The following is a 19,578-nucleotide window of genomic DNA, read 5'->3' on the forward strand; positions in this document are numbered from 1 at the left end:
GCTATTAGAACAACGGCGTTCATAATATGGTCAGCACCTGGAATCCCTATCATTTGAAAGACCATCACAAACGGACTTTCAGGCACCCCGTTTACTTCGTTCCAAGGAATTAAACTAACGATGATGAAAAATGGAATGATATAGAAAGAAATGATCCTGACCAATGTACTGCGAACGGCTTTTGGAACCACTTTTTCAGGATTTTTCGTTTCTGCCAATGTGACCCCGATAATTTCTGTACCGCCATATGAATAAATTACCACCAGCATCGCAGTGATTAAACCTGTTGATCCATTCGGAAAGAAACCGCCATAGTCAGTCAAATTAGAGAAACCGACTGCTGTATGATCACCAAACGTCACGAGCAGCAACAATAATCCCGCCATGATGAACACAATGATGACGGTAATTTTAATTAAAGCAAGCCAGTACTCCGTTTCAGCAAAAACCTTTACTGATAGCAAGTTGATTGCTGTAACTAAAACAGAAACAGCTAATGCCAGTATCCAGATTGGATATTTAGGCAGCCAATATTGAATGAAAATAGCCGCAACGACTGATTCGGCCGTGATGTTCAATACCCACATTTTCCAATAGATCCAATCAAGGAAATAGGCAGGATACTCTCCTAAAATAGATTGGACAAGATCCCTGAATGTTCTTGCACCGGTATTACGGACCGCCATTTCAGCTAAACCTTGCATGATGAATAATAGGATGATGCCCCCTATCAAGTAAGCAATTAGTACGGATGGGCCTGCCATATCAATTGCTGAACTGCTTCCTTTAAATAAACCTGCCCCAATGGCACCGCCTAATGCCATCATCGTAATATGCCTTGATAGTAATAAGTGAAAACATTCACAAATAATTATGGTAATCGCTTACATAATAATATATAATTATATTAAAAATACAACTTGTGAGGTGAAACCGCATGAAAGAATATATTTTTCTTCTAGAAGAACCTGTTGGTACCAGAGAAATTAAAATTTTAGCATCAGGAATGATGGATGCCTTCAAAAAAGCAAAGGAATTTCGAAAAAATATTGTTCAAGATACGAAAGCAAAGGTCAATATGATCTTAAAAGGTGTTAGATATACGGATTAACCTAATAAAAATATATTGAAAGGAAACATCCTAAACTATATGTTCTTATTAAGATTAATAGTAGACAAATAAAGGAGAACACATTCGCTGATTAACGAAATGTGTTCTCCTTTTAATTTATAATAATATAAACATCCAGTCTCATTTTCAGCACTTATCTTTTTCACCTATTAAGAGTGGTGCTTTTATCTCGGATACGTGCAAGACCTGTGCTATTTACCAGCCATACGCCTGAAAGTACCAATATTATTCCCAACAATGTAATAGCATTTAAACTTTCCTTTAAAAATAGGACCCCTGATAGAGTACCAACTACAGGTACAATAAACAGAGAAATGGATGCTTTGCTAGCTTCCATTTTTGAAAGAATAAAAGACCATATAACAAAAGCCAGTGCAGAGGCCAAAATTCCGGAATATAAAAGGTATACTAAAGCCAAAAGACTCCAATGTGACGGTCCATGTTCAAAACTAAAAGAATACAAAAATAAGCCAATAGCTCCCGCACCCATTTGCCAAGTAGTAAATTGAACAGTATCACAGCCTTGCAACTTTGTTTTAAAAATTAAACTGGATAACGCCCATGTTATAGCCGAGCTTAACGCAAGAATGGGAGCCCATATATTTTCTCCAAAATGTATATCCATGGATAAAAACAACCCCAAAATTCCGATCAAGATTCCACCTGCCTTAGCAGCGGTTAATTTATCTCCAGGAATAAAGTAATGAGCCATAAGTGATAGAAACAATGGCATGCTATAGGTTAGAACAGACGTAAGCCCCGCGTTTATATAATTTAAAGAAATTTGTATGGCAATGTTAAAATAAGTTGTCTGCAGAATACCGCATAGAATATACCATTTAAGTTCCCGTTTGCTTGGAAGAGGGATTTTTTTAAACCAGGTTAACCCAAAAAGTACAATGGCCCCAAGTAAAAATCGATAAGCAGCAAACAAAACAGGTGGGAACACGTCATTACCCATTTTCATAATAACAAAATTAAAACCCCAAATAATACACAAAAAAAGCATCATTCCGTTCATTAATGATTCCCCCCCCATTTCTTTTAGTATAATTAAAATTCAAAATTTTTAACTCGTTCCTCTTTTTAGGAGCCAATTCCTCTAGTTTTTCAACGAGGACGAGAAAAAGGACCTTTTTGGTCCTTTTTCAGAATTCCATAAAAATGGTATCGACAATCTTATTAATGTGAATTTCTGCTGTATTTAATGAATGGATATTCAAATCCTCGTTTTTGATGATCATAGGAAGTTCTGTGCAGCCCAATACGATTCCTTGTATACCGTCTCTATCAATCATTTGATGGATTATATTTAAAAAACCTTTTTTTGTTTCGTTATTCACAATCCCATTCTCTAATTCTTCTACAATTTTTCTATGAATGTAGTCCTGTTCCGATTGATTCGGTACTACAATTTCTATGTTTTGAGTAGTAAATGGTTTTTTGAAAAAATCATTTTTCATCGTAAACTTAGTTCCGATAAGACCAATCTTTTCTAATCTTAATTCCTTTGCTTTTAAATATGTTTCTTCTACAATGCTTATCATTGGTACTTGAACTTTTTGTTGAAATTGTTCAAAAACAATATGTGGTGTGTTTCCACACATCACCACAAAATCAGCACCAACACTTTCTAATTTTAAAACAGCATCCGTTAAGTAATGAATGACCTCTTGTGTCTGACCATTTATTCATATTAAACATCTTGTACATATTAATACTGTTAATAAATAGTTCCGGTAAATCTTCTTTACTACCTATCTCTTCTTGAAATTTAGAAATAATCGATTGGTAATAATATACTGTTGCTTCAGGTCCTATCCCTCCAACAATTCCAACCTTTTTCATCCGATCAGTCCCTTATATGTAAATTAGAATTTTCCCCACTACTTACCATTCATTTATTAAGACGACCTTTCCAATTGCCTTCTTAGATTCCAGTAAAGTATGTGCTTCCTTCACTTCATCAAAATTAAAAACTCTTTCATCGACTAAAGGCTGAAGTTTCCCTTCCTCTACAAGCTTCGTTACTTCTCTCAAAATCTTCCCGTATTCCTGCCTTTTCTCCCTATTAATTACTTTTAAAAGCATGAAGGTAATATGTAAGTTTAGTGCCTTGGCATGAAGTGGAGACAAATCATGCGTTGAGCGCGCCGCGATTGCTAATACTGTTCCGAATGTGGCAGCAGCTTGGAACGATTGATCGAGATTTTCGCCACCAACAGTATCAAACACAATGTCAAACCCTTTTCCATCTGTATGTTCCTTAACGTACTCCTCCACTGATTGTTCCCGATAATTAATGGACACATCTGCACCCAAACGCCTTCCTATGCTTAACTTTTCCTCAGATGAAGCCGTGGTGAACACTTTGGCACCGGCTAGCTTTGCTAGTTGAATGGCCACATGACCTACCCCGCCTGTGGCTGCATGAACAAGGACTGTTTGTCCGTTTTGAATATTTGCACGATTATAAAGTGACTCCCATGCAGTAATTGTTACTAGAGGAAGCGCCGCTGCTTGTGCCATCGTAACATTTCTTGGTTTAAGAGCTAAAAGCTGCACATCCGCAAGCATATATTCTGCAAGGGCACCTCCTGTTCCTTTAAAACCACCTGCGCAACCAAAGACTTCATCACCGACCTTAAACTCTGTTATTCCTTCTCCAACCTCTATAACAACTCCTGCTACATCCCCGTGTAACACTGCCGGAAACTCTGGTGAAACTGCTGGTACCGCTCCGTCGCGAACCTTTGTATCAATCGGATTTACACTTGTTGCTTTTACTTGAATAACAACATGCCCAGGAATTGCTTCAGGCTTAGGAAGCTCAGCAATCTCGAAAACAGATGGATCTCCAAATCTTTTAATCACTTGTGCTTTCATTTGTTATCACACTCCTCTCCAATCATTTTACTATAAGCCTCTCCAATTTTTAAAATAATGCGATTCTTGGAATAATCTTTTACTAACTTACTTTACCGCCAACAAAACGTAGATTTCACTTGCTAAGGAAATTTCAATATTAAAAAGCCCAATTTCTCTGTATAAAAATAGAGAAATTGGGTTCTCTTTCAATATTCCATTAAAGCGCCCTTTCATTTAAGAAGAAACTCTTTCATCAATTTGAAGGGATTTTTGCAAGGTAATCATCTCATTCTGAATACTTGGAAACTCTTCAATTTCAGGAACGTTTTTTATTGAGGGTGACTGTTTTCGATTGGTGGCATGAGCCATCGTTTCACAAACATAAAGCAATTGAGAAAGAGTATTATCTGATAAAATAGAACGCTTTTCATTTTTTGAGCAATTTTCCAGTAAATAACCTAAATGCTCTATGGAAAATATGACTGGCCAATAATATTCTAGTGCTTGTTTATTAACTTTAATCTCACCAGCAGCTGTATCATAAAGTGTTTTTAAATTATTGATATTCGTTTGCATTTTCATTATTTCTCTGCTTTTACTCGCAATAAAACAGGGTCCCTGGTCAGAGAAAAGAGTGAATAATAATTGCGCCTGACTTCGGATCGTTTTGGTTATTAAATGTGGGAGTCGACTCGAAGCAGACTGTCTTCCCCCAAAGTATACTCCAAGTAGACCAATGAGAATACCGATAAAGATATCAATGATTCGGGCTGATGCAAAATAAGTAAAGGTAAAGCTTCCATGACTCGTGCTTTCAGCCATAAGCAAAGCATTTGGCGTAAAGAACAACGCAGCAAGACCATAATTTTTTACAATAAACAACTCTGTAATGAACGTCAATAGCAGAATAAGTACAGCGAGGATGAATCCAGCAGGGTGAGTCATAAGAATGAAACTGGCAATCAGAATACCTAGCATTGTTCCAAATGCTCTTTGAATCGCACGATGATAGGTAGCGACAATTGTAAAGCCTGACATTACTGCTACACAGGATAACGGTACCCAAAAGGGCCGTGTAAATTCAAATTGATACGCGATAATAGCAGCGATAGTGGTGACAATCCCGAACCATAGCGAATTAATAAAAACAATGGAGTTTTTATCAAAGGCCCCCAAAAAAATGGTCCTGAGCGATGGTTTGGAAATTCGAATCACATGATTAATCTTGGAAGCTGGTTCATTCATGATGGCATCCGCATCGGTTATTATTTTGAATAACTGTAGAACGGATTCATCCATTTCTTCCGGTAGAAGCATTTTTTTAGAAACACTTTCATTCTTAGTTTTCAGATCAAGCGAATGAGCCATTTCCCGGATAAAATCACCAAATTCCGGGGGTAATTTTATGTTAACCTTTGAAAAATTTTCAAGGACATACAAAAATATCGTGTTTGCATGATCATTTAAGATGACTAATCGATTAAATATGTCCGTATTCCTCCAAGATATATATCCAACAGCAAGTGTTTCTTCTGCTTCCTTCAAGCCTGACATAACACTGTGTCTTCTCTCATGATATTTTTCGGTACCAACTGAATCAAGAAACGAAGCCAGTTCTGAATATACATTTTTTACTACACTCGTTTCAGGGCCATGAGGATCAAAAAACCAGCCAATCATAGCAAGCCCCCATGACAGTGCCCCTCCTAGAAATACAAGGCCGGCGCGTTGCAAGACAAGTTCTGGTTGAACAGGCATACCCGTTGTCATGGCAAAAACTAAAACGAAAAAGATCGCAGAAGGCCCTTTAATTTTTAAAGCTCCAAAAATAAAAATAGCCGCAGCTCCAATCACCCCCATCAAAATAGCTATTGCAAGTGGGTAAGGAGCTGCAAGCGTCCCTAAAGCAGAGACGAAAGTCAATCCAAGTACAACCAAAAATAGTATTTTAGCTCTTTGAGCATAGGGGATATTAAACACATAAAGGTAGGTAAAGCCCCCCATTCCAGCTATCAACCCATATTCAAGATTCCCTAGTAATAATCCTATAAAGACTGGCAAAGACGCAGCTAATCCTGCACTAAACGCCTTCACCCACGGAAAAGGCTTCCTATTAACAGTTAGAGCCTGTTTTATAATGGATGGGGATTTGGAAGAGACAGATTTAGGTGTTTCTCTCATACTGATTGCTCCATTTTCATAATCACAGATTGTATATTATGCCAATTAAGTGGCATCTTTATTCAATTATTTGGCTTCTGGTTTCTCTTTTCCCCTTGCGTCAAATAATTGCGTGGATGATAAGGCATTGAATGGTAAGAATACATATTGTGTTAAGGAATTTATTAAGATTAATAGTAGACAAAAAAAGGAGAACACATTCGCTGGTTAACGAAATGTGTTCTCCTTTTAATTTTATCCTTAGATACTTGGTTTCTTGACTGAGCATTGGTCACTGGAAAGTTGGATCCGAACCGAAGCTTTTCTTACCAATACAAAGTAGGAAAGGAAAGCTAGAATACTGGAGCACAAGATGATGACACCCATCGGAACTCCAGTATACGCCCCTGCTATTCCCACAAGTGGAGCACTTAATGAGCCAAGGACAAATGGCAATACTCCTAATAATGCAGAGGCACTTCCCGCAATATGGCCTTGCGTTTCAATCGCTAAAGTAAATGACGTCGTGCCAATCATACTGATGGAAGATATAAAAAAGAAAATCGGAATGGCAACGGCGAAAAGTGGTGCGTTTAATAGTAAAGCGATTAGTAAAACAGCACCTGCTACATTAGCGATGGCTAACCCTATTTTTAAGAAGGTTCGCTCCGGAATAATGTCTGCCAAGCGGCCAACCAGTTGACTTCCAATAATTAATGCAATTCCATTGGTCCCGAATAATAAACTAAATTGCTGAGGTGTGACATGATAAATATTCTGATAGACAAACGGAATCCCAGATACATAGGCGAAGATTCCTGCAGTAGTAAAGGCTTGCGTGAGTGCGTATCCCATGAATGTTCGATCTCTGAATAAAGAACCAAAGTTGTTCATGATTTGTGGTAAATTGCTTGGAACACGTTTCTCATGTGGCAGAGTTTCTTCTAATTTAAGTGTAACTGTGAAGAGCAGCACCGCACCAATACAAGCCAAAGCAACAAAAACACCATGCCAATTGGTAAACGTAAGAATTCCGCCCCCAACAATCGGTGCCATTATGGGCCCGAGGTTCCCCACTAACACCATCAGCGTAAAGAACTTGGTCAGTTCCTTTCCACTAAAAAGATCTCGGACAATCGCTTTTGAAATCACGAGTCCGCCGGCAGCAGCAAAACCCTGGACTAGACGAGCAATAATAAGGAAATAGATATTCGGCGCCAACGCACATGTAATAGAAGCAAGTAAGTACAAGGTGATAAAGATGAGCAAGGGCTGTCTGCGGCCATTCACATCACTCATCGGACCAATAATCAATTGCCCTAATCCGAGGCCTAATAAACAGGAGGTTAAACTAATTTGTACAAGTGAAGCCGTCGTATCAAAATCTTTTACTATCGTTGGAAATGACGGTAAATACGTATCTATGGTAAACGGTCCTAACAGTCCAAGTGACCCTAAAAGTATCGCAAGCTGTATTCGTTTTTTTCCACTTAGTTTATTCAAGGTCCATCTCCTTTCTATATAAATCTTATTTTTTGGATTTATTTCGATATCCTAAATTTAATAAACCTTATTATAACCTGAACCTTGCTCAAGGGTAAACAAATAAAATTGGGGGAAGCGATTCCAATTTTCGAGACTTGGGTGAACGTGGGGAAAGTTCGCATACTTCAAATGCCATTCTGTTTGGAGTCGTAATTTCTAGGAAAGCAACGCAAATGCAAATTTACAATCTAAAAAGGCTGGCTGAATGAGTTGTTTCACACAACAACCATTCTAACCAGCCTTAAGTAGAAGTTATGTAACTGTTATGCCCATTACTTCAATAAAAACAAAACAGAGTTAGCAAAAAGGTCTTGATTATAAGTATTTTGTTTTGGCGGTTTGTCTTTAACCAAGACTCCCCTTGTTCAACTCAAGCCCTCTGGTGGTTTAAGTGTAACGCTTCCCCATCCTTAACTGATACCATGTTGTTAACGGCACTAAACAGAGCTTTTACTGAGGAGGTCATAATATCAGTGTCAAATCCGCAGCCCCAATATACATCACCATTCTTTGCGGTAATTCCTACATAAGATACAGCGTTTGATCCTGAGCCTATTTCTAACGCATGCTGCTTATAGACCAAATCTGTATAGTCGATAGCCAGTTTGGTTTGAAGAGCGTTGCTGATTGCATCCAGTCTTCCATTTCCCACACCAGAAAATTCATATTCTTCATTATTCATCCGGATTGTTACAATCGTTTCGTAATGACCATTCCGAGTGTATTTGTAACGGATAAATTCCACAGGGGTGTTAATATTCACATATTCGTTGATGAAAATGTCATAGATTTCATTCGGCATAAGTTCCTTGTGCTTTTGATCTGAAACATTCTTCACACTATAGCCGAAGCTCTCACGCATTTCGGAAGGTAGATCAATTCCATACTTTTGCTGAAGGATATAACCGATTCCTCCTTTACCGGATTGACTGTTTATTCGGATGATATCTCCTTCATATTCTCTTCCAATATCCATAGGATCAATTAATAGATAAGGTACATTCCAATACTGACGTTCTTTTTCCTCGCGCCATTTCATACCTTTGGCAATGGCATCTTGATGGGAACCTGAAAATGCAGTAAAGACAAGTTCACCGCCATATGGATGTCTTTCGTGAACCTTCATTCTTGTTAATTTTTCATATTTGGAAATAATGGTAGGGATATTTTCAAGATTCATATTTGGATCTACCCCGTGCGAAAACATGTTTAATGCCAGCGTTACGATGTCCACGTTCCCTGTTCTTTCTCCGTTTCCAAACAATGTTCCTTCGACTCTTTGAGCTCCGGCAAGCATTCCTAATTCTGCATCTGCTACTCCAGTTCCTCTGTCATTGTGTGGATGAAGTGATAGGATTACATGATCTCGGTAGCTCAAATTGTCACTCATATACTCAATTTGACTTGCGTAAACGTGAGGCATGGACATTGATACAGTAGCTGGCAGGTTGATAATTGCCTTATTATCAGCTGTTGGCTGCCAAATATCAAGTACCTTGTTGCAAATTTCAAGTGCAAACTCTACTTCTGTACCCGTGAAGCTTTCCGGAGAATACTGAAATTTGAAATTCCCTTCGGTTTCATCAGCATATTTCTTAAGCATTTTTGCTCCAGTTACAGCAATATCAATAATTTCTTCCTTCGATTTTCTAAATACTTGTTCACGCTGTGCCACAGATGTAGAATTGTACAAATGCACCACTGCTTTATTCGCACCCTGTAACGCTTCAAATGTTTTTTTAATAATATGTTCTCTTGACTGTGTCAGCACTTGAATTGTCACATCGTCCGGAATCAAATTTTGTTCAATTATTGTACGTAAAAAAGTAAATTCCGTTTCCGATGCAGCTGGAAAACCTACTTCGATCTCCTTGAAACCTACTTGTAAAAGCAACTGAAAATATTCTAACTTTTCCTCAAGACTCATCGGGACGACCAAAGCCTGATTTCCATCGCGAAGATCCACACTACACCAGGTAGGAGCTTCTGTAATATACTCCCTCTCTGTCCATTTCAAGCTTTGCACTGGGGGCATAAAGTATCCTCTAGAATATTTATCGATATTTTTCATCCTGACTCCCACCTTTTCATATATAATTGTTCGTTTGTTTAAAAATAAAAAAGCCCCGTCTCTAAAAAATATAGAGACGAGGCATTGCTCGCGGTACCACTCTAATTGATTAATCATCATAAAATTAATCCACTCATTTTCGGTGGCAATCACCACCTATCTTCATAACGGGAGAAAACCGACATCCCCTACTGATTATGTTCAGGGAGTAGCTCTTGGATGAGTTCAAAGGTTATAACTACCGATTCTCACCAACCATCGGCTCTCTGACAAGTTTATAAATTCTTTTACTATTTCCAATCTTTGCTTATTATTATTTAATTAAATACGATAATATATCGATAACCTCGAGTTGTCAATACTAAATTTACCAAAAATAAAGATTATTATGAATTTATACAACTCTATTAAAGCCATGAATGGGCTTAAGTTTAGAGATTCTTGATTTGAAATCACTTGGATACCACCTACATGCATTTGATAACAATATTATAAAGTAAAAAGGCAGTTGAAAGTTCATTGAAGTTTCAACTGCCTTTATTAAATATTGGACTTTTTCAGTGCCCTCACTTCTTACAGGACAGTTTTTTCTCCCAACGATTCTTTAAGGAATGTGGTTAAATAATCGACATTGGTTATTTTCTTGTTACATTCTGTGCTATCAAAGCAAATATAGTTTCCGATTGCTTTATAGTAATCAGGGTTTTTTGCCTTTTTCGCTTTTGTTACGGTGGAGATATAGGCAACCTGGCCAAATCGATTACAGAAGGAACAGATATTATCCTTATGAAGCAAGGAGTATTTGCATTCAATTCCAACCATTTTCTCATCTAATTCAAACACAATGAACTTCTTATTTGTGCTGATATCTACCCAGCTTAAATACGTAAGCTGATGTAGATTCATTTTGTCTAAAACTGGTAGCTTTAATTTTTTATTTTTAGGAAACATCTTTTTCAATTGTGCTTCAGAGATTTTTGGAAATGGTAACCTATATCCTTGAAGCTGCTGAATGTATTTGTCATATTCCTGGTCGGTTTTAATCGCAGAAAGATCTAACATTTCCTTTTGCTCGTTCGTTGCATTTGGAAATAGTTCGATAATTTTCGTGTTCGCTAAATCCTTAACGGCATGGATTACATTTGGGGCCGCATTCTTTTTGTAGCTATCTTTAATCAGGGCCACCTGATTATGAATAAAATTAAATTCCGTGTTCTTAATATATTTTTCGGTCATACGTTCACCCTCCTTTCACTTATTTTAAAGAATAAAGCTGGATGGGAATATGTAAAATTTGCCTAGGAAATGTTTTATACATAAAAAGCACGGAGAAATCACCCGTGCTTTGTGTAGACTATTTTTTTGATGGTTTCGATTGAAAGGAAATATTCATCCGCTAAATCCTGAATACTTGTTCCGCTCATAAAGGCGCTTTTTATAGTAGAATTGCGCTGATCCAGGAGCTTTCTTCCACCGCTAAGGGTGCCCCATTGTCGATAAGTCGTTTCAGGTTTTGGGATATAAATCGTTTCCCCTTGTACATATTTTTGAATTTCTTTAATAAGATTCTCAGGTAAAATGTTGCTTGCATTTACATATTTCAAGACTGACAGCTCCTTATTTATGAATCAATTAAATAAGGTGCAAAGCCAGGTGATGAAATAGGCGATATGAATATTAATTTAGTTTTGCCCCACGCAAAGTATCGCCGTTTCCATAGTAGGCTTTGCATGAGTGGCAGAAGTACCAGACAATCTCGAAGGATTCTCCAACGTGTAGCACCCCCTTCTTGGCACAATTATAACAATACCATGGGGGTGATGGCGATTAATTTTGTTGTAAGTTTTTACAAAAACTATTGTGCCTTATTGTAAACAATCGAAAATCTCTTTTCACCCAGCCACTTTTCTCCTTTGTAGTCTATTGTAATGGCAGCTGTATAGTCCCCTTCCATTTCAAATTTCGCTTGTCCCACGTATTCACCATTTCCTGTTTCTTGCATTTTCATAGAAATATCTCCATGACTCATCCCCTGCATATCCAAATCTGCACTTACCTTTGCCCCTCTAACAGGTTTACCTTCCCGATCTAAAATTACTAATTGAATAGGAGTCAATTGGTTTGGTGTAAATGATTTGGGAGTAGATAACTTGATTTCAAATTTATTTGAACTGCAGCCTGTTAACAAAATTAAAATGAGGCTAATCATTATAATCGGAAATTTTTTCATTACTACCTATCCTTTCTATAATATTATTTTGTTAAAATAGAATGAGGAACTTCCATATTAAAATTATCATCCAAATCCTTCATAGATACAAATATTTAAATTTAACCGAAGGTCTATATTTTCATTTACAATAAATCCTAAAGGGTACATAGTCGGATTTACTTTCCACTATCATTTCTTAAAAATAAAAAATGTAGAAGATTTTGAAAGGTCGTGTCAATAAGATGCTTTATATAAGGGATATTGAGAAAATAATTGAAAATACATTACAAGAACACCACATAACGATTGATTATGAATTTAACAATACCCTACCCGCACCCATGAGTTTTAACATATCAACAAATACGCTTAAGTTTAACTATTTAAAAATAAATGGATACATAGCTAATATTAATTTTAAAATAAAAGAGACAGATGAGGACTGTGTAAAACTTATTCTTTATCGTCAGCTCGGTTATCATTTAGCGCTTAAGAACAACAAACATGATTTAAGGGTTTTAAAGTATTTCGATGAGGAAGAAAAAGCACAGTTTCTTGCTAAAATAGAAACCAATGCTTGGGATTATGGCAGAACCTTAGTACCAGAAAAATTGGTACCTTCTTATGATAAAGTCCGTGAATTAGATAAAGAGCTATTGAAAAGCTATTAAACAAATATATGGATCTTTAGTAATGGAACTAGGGGGACGTTTTCTCTGCTCCGTCCCCCTGCTTTAAAAGTCGAATTAATAGATTACTAGTTAAGTAATTGAATAAATTCTTCTTCATCTAAAATTCTAATCTTTTTCCCTTATTAATTAATTCATTTGCTTTACTTTCTTTTGTACTTAAACCACTTTCTCCTACTAGGGATTGGTCTTGAATACCGACGATAAGAACATCCGTTTTACTGCTGACACCACTCTTAATAATTCCTCCAGAGTTGACTACTTGCATCAGATCCAGCATGATGGTGATTTATCATTTCAAGGTCGAAATAGGCGGTATGCCACCCCAAAACTAAACAAAAATAAGCATGTCTCTTATTTGAGAGATACGCTTGAACAATATAGCTATGGAAATGTATTTTATTTAAAAATTTCGAGATAAATCTAACTCTTTTTTAGCCCTGATTTTTCTTTAAACATTCCTCTTCGGGCTTCATATTTATTTGTTTCCAGTTCTCATTACCAACTTTTCGAAATTGTGCAATTTCTACGTCAGTTCCATTCGTTAACGTAAAAAAAATAAAGCAATATTCAGCCATATCATTGCCATGTAAGTAAATATTCTTTACAAATGCATTTTTTACAGTCGGGTAAATTTTCTTAGCTAACTTGCACCAACTATCATATTTCACTCCTACAACATCTTCCGCATTATGACTCCACCCGTGATAAGGGGCGCAAAGAAAGTCTTCTTCCATCTTGCTCAAATCAGAAATTCGATACCCTTCTTTTTCATTAACAAGTTGGATAAATCCATAATAATACCCAAAATACTCTGCTCTTTTGTCAAAAGACCCTTCAATCGTTTCGATTTCATAAAAAAACATAATCCCCTGTTTAACATCAGGTATACGACAAAGCTTTATCAAATTCGTATGCCCTACACCAGCAAATGAATTAAAATAGTCATCATAGCTTAATTTATTTTGATATTCCTTAGACAAAAAGTTATATGCTATGGGAAATGGAATATTCCCTTTACCAATCGAGCCGCAGCTCCGTCCACTCATATTGACTGCGTCACGCAAAAGACTAAAATAGTTTAAAAGGGTATCTTCTGGTGTTTTAGTCAGTTCTTTTGGAATATGAATTTGTTCGTGTTTTTTATCATAATAAGAATCAAAATAAGAGTCAAACAACTCCCAAGTGTCAAATCTCAAATTTAAAACTGGTGAGCAAGAAGGACGAAAATATTTTTGATTATACTCAGTTATATCAAATTGATTTCGATGTAACACATTCATCACCCCTGAATTAGTTTATGGGTGCGTGATGGATATGTGAAAACCCAATATTTCTGAAAAATCCACTTTTTTCCCTAAAGAAAGCTTTATCATAATTTTCTTGATTACACCGATATTAATGTTGAGGTGTTGTATATCATGTTCAACATGACCTCGTACCTTTTTAAATTATACTAAACACTTACCTCTCATTTATGGTAAAATAAAGTTCCTTGGCAGGGGCATTATTAAAAAAGCGAGTTGGGATTTTATGAGCAACTCGCTTTTTGCTTTTCTTTTTAAAGGATCATAGTAATCCTTTCTTTAACTTAGATTCCTATAATGCTCATTAATTTTAGACAATCCCTTTTTCTCCGCAAAACCAATTTATTTAATCTCCACTAAACTCTTAGAAGAAATTAGCTGCCTTCACAATGCCCCGCACTGAACTTTTAACAATTTTCATACATCGACTTCCGTTTTTTTCTTGGATGTGATTCAATTAAAATATATGCCATTATTTTCATCTTTTTGGTCGGAAATAGTATTTGGAGTTTCTGTGACCGGTATAATCTTCTTACAATTTATGATGAAAAAGGTTGGCATTTTAACAATGGACCTTTTTGAGTGTACTAAAAAACCCGTATTTTTGGAGCCTCACGGTTTAATGCTTTGATGAGGAGTTGGTGAGAACATTGAATACTTTCAAAAAATTACCTAGCGAAAAACAACTTCATATTTTAGACTCCGCGGCCGAATGCTTCGCTGAGAAAGGATATTATGGAGCCAGTATTAAAGATATCTGCCAAAAAGCCAATATTTCCAATGGCGCTTTATATAAATACTTTTCCAATAAAGAAGAAGTATTTCTAGCAGTATTGAATCAATGCCAAAATATACTAGTGGAACATTTATACCAGAAGTATACACATATTCATCACTCCCTGCTTACATCCGTTCGGGAGTATTTAGAGGAGATAGAGAAAATCCATTCCCAATACCCTAATTACATAAAAGTTTATGCAAATCTTGGCTCGAACAATATGGAAAAATTCTCTCAAGAGATGCATGATGCTTTTATGGAGTCAGGTTCTTACATCTTAAACATGGTTTCAGAAGCAAAAGATAGCGGAGAAATTCATCCTACAGTGGATGAAAAAGAGTTGTCTTTTTTATTGGATAATCAATTTATCCTTTTCCTTTATTCATTGGTTTCAGATTACCATGAAAAGAGATTCCGTTCTTTTCTAAGAAAAGAAAAAAATGAACCGCTAACTAATCAAGAAAAAATCGACTTTATTTTGAACTCAGTCCAACTCTTCTTGAAAAACTCCTAATAGAAGGCATGGGTCATAGATTCATTTTTTATCAGTTAAACTAAAGAGCTTGCCGATCACTTAGGATCGACAAGCTCTTTTCAATCATCTAGCCTATTACAAACTGTACTTTACTTTTAAAAATCTTGCTGGGTCCATAAAACCGATATCATACTGAGTTTCACCAGTTAGGACGAGTTCAGACGCAATCCTGCCCATGAGAGGGGCAAACTTAAACCCATGTCCTGAAAATCCACCCATTACGATGACATTTTCATTTCCTGGCAGAAATCCAACCAGAGGAGCATGATCTGGTGTATAACCATCAATATACGGGGTCACTCTTACTGGTTCAGGAATCAGGTCTGGCAGGTAGCTTTTGACACCTTGAATCAGTTTTTCAATATCTTGAAGCAACACATTCCGATCCAAGGAATCGGGATTTTTGACAGGCCCATCACCTTGATCACTAACAGGTGCAATCTTCACCATGCTGCCATCCAATGAAGGCACTCCAAACAAATTAATTTCCTCCGAAAAACGGACAAAGATAGGAAACCGCTCTGGACTGAATTGTTTCATCCTTTCTGACGTAAACCAAGTCAATAAAAGGCGGTTAACTTCAAAGTTGTCTTTTAGGGCCGGTAGCAATTTATTCAACCAAGGCCCCGCTGTCACAATCACTTTTTCAAACTCATATACCCTATCATCAGCCATTACTGTTACACCGTTTGAATGGGGAATGATATTCTGGACTGTTGCTTTCCTTAAAATAGTGGCCCCTATATCCTCCGCCCTTCTTGCGGCAGTTAGAACAGAGCGTTCTGGCCGTATAAATCCGGCTTGCTTATCTAGAATCATTACCTCTCCACTGTTTAAAGGATGTTGAGGGTAATGCAATTTTGCTTGAGCAGGCTCGAAGATTTCGTGATCTAAGTGATGAGCACGAACACATTCGAAAATCGTTTTCATCGACTCATGCTGTTCGCTGCCAATCATTAAGCCCCCATTCAAGGTAAGTAGGTCCGTGTTGGTCTCTTGTTCCAATTCGCGCCATTGTAGGCGGGAATCGATGAGGAGCGGAACATACCTGCTTCCTTCCAAATAGGCCTTCCTAAATGCTCTGGATTCTCCTCCTGCTGCTGAGCGATCATGTCCAAGATGAAACTGTTCAAAGCCAATAACCGATGTAATTCCTTTTCGTGCCAGCTGCCACATGGCCATACTGCCCATCGTGCCAACCCCAATGACACCTATCCTCGCCTCTTTCACAGGCTACCTCCCTTCGAAAAGTTATTCAGCTTACATTTTTACTTTTAAAAATCGCTCTGGATTCAAGTGTGAAATATTAAAATTTGTTTTGCCAGTTTCGATGAGATCCAATCCGATTTTCCCCATAACAGGTGCTAACTTAAATCCATGGCCAGAGTATCCTCCCATAATAAACGTCCGCTTAAGCCCAGGAACCAAACCGACTACCGCGTGTTCATCCGTTGTATAGCCGTCCATGTGTACACTAATTCTGACTGGATCTGGCCTCAAGTCTGGCATATAGTTGCGGACTGCCTGATTAATGTTGGTTAACTCAGAAAGAGCTACATCACGGTGTAAGTTGTCCGGATCTTCTACATCTCCAAAAGTATCAATGCTTCCGATCTTGACCATGCTTCCCTCTAATGTCGGAATCCCAAAAAAACTAATATCGTCTGCCCATCTTCCAAATACAGGGAAAGCATTCGGTGTATACTGATTCATTTTATCGGTTGGATACCACGTCATGACAATCTTTCGAGGGGTTAAATTCTCTTTTAATTCAGGAAATAGTTTAGTTGTCCAAGGCCCTGCTGTAACAATGATTTGATCAAACTCATGTGGACTGCCATTGGCAACAACCCTGACTTTACCTTCCAACTCTTCAATTTTCTCAACAGCAGCATGGCGATGGATGACGGCTCCAAGTGCCTCCGCTCTTTCTGCTGCGGCAAAGACAGCCAATTCGGGCCTCATAAAGCCTGCTTCCTTATCAAGAACCATAATGTCATCTAGGTTTAGTTTGTGCTGGGGAAATCGTACCTTCGCACTAGTTGAATCTAGTACTTCATGACTGATATCGAAGTCATGGGTACTCTTGATGACGTTTTTCATTTTATAGGAATCTCTCGGTCCAATCATAAGACCGCCATTGAGAGTTAATAGATTGTATCCAGTTTCAGCCTCTAAATCACCCCATAAAACCCGTGATTCTTTCAGCAATGGAACATATTCAGCCCCCTCCATATACGCTGTCCGGAACATACGAGACTCACCACCGGCAGCTGAACGATCATGGGCGATTCCGAATTGTTCAAATCCCACTGCCTCAATCCCTTGCTTTGCTAACTGCCAGAGTGTCATACTGCCAATTGATCCTACCCCAATCACTGCGACTCTTTTTTTCATCTAGCCTTTTCCTCCCTCAAGCTAATGTTATAAAGCGGTGTTGACACGGATGAAGCCTCCATAAGCGATATATTCCTAGTTTCTGGAGCCCACTTAATAGAAATGAATGCAGCGAGCAATAAAATTCCCGCTAAAATTCCCATTGTTATATTAATGCCAAGGACATCTAAACTGATTGGTAAAAGAAAAGTTCCCACTGCTGCCCCGATCCGGCTGATCATGGTGGCAAATCCTACTCCCGTTGAACGAATGTGAGTAGGGAAAATCTCACTTGGATAGACGGTTTGCAAATTGCCAGATCCAGATGCAGCGAAAACGTAAATGGCAAAACATCCCACAACGATAAATGAGGATGGATTTGGAATAATGGCAAGCAAGGCAATTGAGATCGCGAGGATAAAGAACGAGTAAATCGCAAAGCTTCTGCGTGAGATTTTATCCATAATCACTACCCCTACCACTGCCCCAGCCAATTGAAAGAGATTGGATATAAGGGTACTGAAAAACCCGTCCTCCATATTGAGGCTTGTGAATACAACAGGTGTAAATGTCATCATTCCGAAATAAGGCAAGACATGCATGCCCCAAAATAAACCAGCAAATGCCGTTCGTGTTCGATAGTTTCTATTAAATAACTCTTTGACATTAGTCTTCTTGTTTTCCTCAAGACGGAGGTCATCAATCCGAACCTGTTTGCCAAAAAATTGGTCCACTACTGTTGTTGCTTCGTCAATTCTCCCTTTGCTCACGAGCCATCTAGGAGATTCCGGAGCTCCTAATCTCATGACAAATAAAAGGAAAGCTGGTACAGCACTACTAGCCAGCATCCAACGCCAAACCTCTTCTCCTCCAAACGATAGCATGGCATAACTGACAATGACCGAGAACACAAAACCTACTGTCCACATGGCATTCAAGCAGGCTAGAACTGTTCCTCGTTGTTTCTTAGGAAGAAGCTCTGACAGCAGCGTCGCACCTGTCGCATATTCAGCGCTAATCATAAAGCCCATTAATAGCCGAAGAATTAATAATTGCACTGGGGATGTAACAAAAAATTGTGGAATGGAAAGCAACACAAACAAAGCAATCGTTACGAGAAAGATAGGTTTCCTTCCAATTTTATCTGTCAGCCAACCAAAGAAGAAACTTCCCAAGAATAATCCAATCAGTGCAGAACTTCCAATTATTCCATACCATACAGAGTTTAACTCCATTTGCGGACCTAACAATGTAAGAGCTATTCCGATTACACCTAAAATATAACCATCACAAAATTTTCCGCCAGTCGTTAAGATGGCTGTCCTAATATGGGTTTTGCTTAACGGTAGATCGTCCATAGAAATTGTTCTTTCCACAAGAGTTTCCCCCTCTATTCAATTTTTGGGAATCAAGTACTCAGCTGGCTAAGGTACGGATTATTGACAAGAAAATTAAATAAAATTAGATAGAATTCCTTCCCATAGACCTCCTTTCATCAAAAATGATTCAATCGACCTAAGGAACAAGAAACTAACTTTTACCTTTCATTTTTAGAGAGTGAACGTTCACTCTTCTACATAATAATAACAACCTCATAGTGTTTATTCAACGGTTAATTTAGAATAATCTGAATATTCTTGATAGAAAATCTTACATAGGTCATAATAACAGGTAATTTTTTTTTAGTTTTTTAAGTTAATTAGTTCAAATTACCATAATCTCGTGTACTAATTCCCAATCATTGAGCGGATAAGGAACTACCTAAACATGCCCATGATCATTTATACATAATCCACCTCCATCCCTTTGCCCCTTCCCAACATTTGTATTATATTAATATGACAAAAATCCTAATTTACCATTTACTCAGTTACTATGTTTCTTCTAAAAATCAAGGAATAATGT

General features: G+C 37.6%; 19 protein-coding genes and 1 other annotated feature. Of the genes, 3 read left to right on the plus strand and 16 right to left on the minus strand.

From position 1 onward, the window contains the following. A partial coding sequence (locus BR30_RS0113860; protein ID WP_155928604.1) for an amino acid permease occupies positions 1–827 on the minus strand: 827 nt, incomplete at its 3' end. Between the two features lie 110 nt (positions 828–937). Here BR30_RS0113860 and BR30_RS36700 point away from each other — a divergent pair. Continuing rightward, the gene (locus BR30_RS36700; protein WP_155928605.1) at positions 938–1,111 is read left to right on the plus strand and encodes a hypothetical protein; all 174 of its coding nucleotides are present in this window, start codon (positions 938–940) and stop codon (positions 1,109–1,111) included. A 163-nt stretch (positions 1,112–1,274) separates the two neighbouring features. On the opposite strand, the gene BR30_RS0113870 is transcribed toward BR30_RS36700, so the two are convergent. From BR30_RS0113870 to BR30_RS0113915, 10 genes are all read right to left on the minus strand, one after another. Then, the gene (locus tag BR30_RS0113870) at positions 1,275–2,153 is read right to left on the minus strand and encodes a DMT family transporter (protein WP_026565545.1); all 879 of its coding nucleotides are present in this window, start codon (positions 2,151–2,153) and stop codon (positions 1,275–1,277) included. Between the two features lie 127 nt (positions 2,154–2,280). Then, entirely contained in the window at positions 2,281–2,745 is a 465-nt protein-coding gene (locus BR30_RS33470) for an aspartate/glutamate racemase family protein (RefSeq protein WP_331280791.1), read from the minus strand. A gap of 4 nt (positions 2,746–2,749) precedes the next feature. Next, positions 2,750–2,980 carry a hypothetical protein gene (locus BR30_RS37870; protein WP_231507713.1) on the minus strand — a complete coding sequence of 77 codons (231 nt, stop codon included), beginning with the start codon at positions 2,978–2,980 and terminating at the stop codon, positions 2,750–2,752. 42 nt (positions 2,981–3,022) lie between these two features. Continuing rightward, positions 3,023–4,018 carry a zinc-dependent alcohol dehydrogenase family protein gene (locus tag BR30_RS0113880; protein WP_026565546.1) on the minus strand — a complete coding sequence of 332 codons (996 nt, stop codon included), beginning with the start codon at positions 4,016–4,018 and terminating at the stop codon, positions 3,023–3,025. A 216-nt stretch (positions 4,019–4,234) separates the two neighbouring features. Next, positions 4,235–6,181 carry an FUSC family protein gene (locus BR30_RS0113890; protein ID WP_035445561.1) on the minus strand — a complete coding sequence of 649 codons (1,947 nt, stop codon included), beginning with the start codon at positions 6,179–6,181 and terminating at the stop codon, positions 4,235–4,237. Between the two features lie 240 nt (positions 6,182–6,421). After that, the gene (locus BR30_RS0113895; RefSeq protein WP_026565548.1) at positions 6,422–7,663 is read right to left on the minus strand and encodes a Bcr/CflA family multidrug efflux MFS transporter; all 1,242 of its coding nucleotides are present in this window, start codon (positions 7,661–7,663) and stop codon (positions 6,422–6,424) included. Between the two features lie 412 nt (positions 7,664–8,075). Then, a complete protein-coding gene (locus tag BR30_RS0113900) occupies positions 8,076–9,776 on the minus strand; it encodes a 2-isopropylmalate synthase (protein WP_026565549.1) in 1,701 nt (566 codons plus the stop codon). A 69-nt stretch (positions 9,777–9,845) separates the two neighbouring features. After that, positions 9,846–10,089: a binding site (T-box leader), on the minus strand. Between the two features lie 260 nt (positions 10,090–10,349). After that, positions 10,350–11,012 carry a FusB/FusC family EF-G-binding protein gene (locus BR30_RS0113905; protein WP_026565550.1) on the minus strand — a complete coding sequence of 221 codons (663 nt, stop codon included), beginning with the start codon at positions 11,010–11,012 and terminating at the stop codon, positions 10,350–10,352. 98 nt (positions 11,013–11,110) lie between these two features. Continuing rightward, a complete protein-coding gene (locus BR30_RS0113910; RefSeq protein WP_026565551.1) occupies positions 11,111–11,380 on the minus strand; it encodes a CD3324 family protein in 270 nt (89 codons plus the stop codon). 251 nt (positions 11,381–11,631) lie between these two features. Continuing rightward, positions 11,632–11,985, minus strand: a complete 354-nt coding sequence (locus BR30_RS0113915; protein ID WP_231507714.1) for a FixH family protein — start codon at positions 11,983–11,985, stop codon at positions 11,632–11,634. 245 nt (positions 11,986–12,230) lie between these two features. Between BR30_RS0113915 and BR30_RS0113920 the strand changes: the two genes are divergently transcribed. After that, entirely contained in the window at positions 12,231–12,659 is a 429-nt protein-coding gene (locus BR30_RS0113920; protein WP_026565553.1) for a hypothetical protein, read from the plus strand. 118 nt (positions 12,660–12,777) lie between these two features. Here the strand turns inward: BR30_RS0113920 and BR30_RS0113925 are convergent, their stop codons facing one another. Further along, positions 12,778–12,957: a hypothetical protein gene (locus tag BR30_RS0113925; protein WP_026565554.1), complete on the minus strand. Its 180-nt coding sequence runs from the start codon at positions 12,955–12,957 to the stop codon at positions 12,778–12,780. Between the two features lie 154 nt (positions 12,958–13,111). Continuing rightward, positions 13,112–13,954, minus strand: coding sequence for a hypothetical protein (locus BR30_RS0113930; RefSeq protein ID WP_081825447.1), 843 nt, complete (start codon positions 13,952–13,954; stop codon positions 13,112–13,114). Between the two features lie 680 nt (positions 13,955–14,634). Here BR30_RS0113930 and BR30_RS35225 point away from each other — a divergent pair. Next, positions 14,635–15,276, plus strand: coding sequence for a TetR/AcrR family transcriptional regulator (locus tag BR30_RS35225; RefSeq protein ID WP_026565556.1), 642 nt, complete (start codon positions 14,635–14,637; stop codon positions 15,274–15,276). 96 nt (positions 15,277–15,372) lie between these two features. Here the strand turns inward: BR30_RS35225 and solA (BR30_RS0113940) are convergent, their stop codons facing one another. The 3 genes from solA (BR30_RS0113940) to BR30_RS0113950 are packed head-to-tail and all read right to left on the minus strand — an operon-like array spanning position 15,373 to position 19,049. After that, complete coding sequence (gene solA / locus BR30_RS0113940; protein WP_026565557.1) at positions 15,373–16,527, minus strand: N-methyl-L-tryptophan oxidase; 1,155 nt, start codon at positions 16,525–16,527, stop codon at positions 15,373–15,375. A 30-nt stretch (positions 16,528–16,557) separates the two neighbouring features. Then, the gene (solA, locus tag BR30_RS0113945) at positions 16,558–17,694 is read right to left on the minus strand and encodes an N-methyl-L-tryptophan oxidase (RefSeq protein WP_026565558.1); all 1,137 of its coding nucleotides are present in this window, start codon (positions 17,692–17,694) and stop codon (positions 16,558–16,560) included. Further along, on the minus strand, positions 17,691–19,049 hold the full coding sequence (locus tag BR30_RS0113950; protein WP_026565559.1) for an MFS transporter: 1,359 nt from the start codon (positions 19,047–19,049) through the stop codon (positions 17,691–17,693). Before BR30_RS0113950 ends, solA (BR30_RS0113945) begins: the two co-directional genes overlap by 4 nt. Between the last annotated feature and the right edge of the window lie 529 nt (positions 19,050–19,578).

The organism is Bacillus sp. UNC41MFS5, assembly GCF_000686805.1.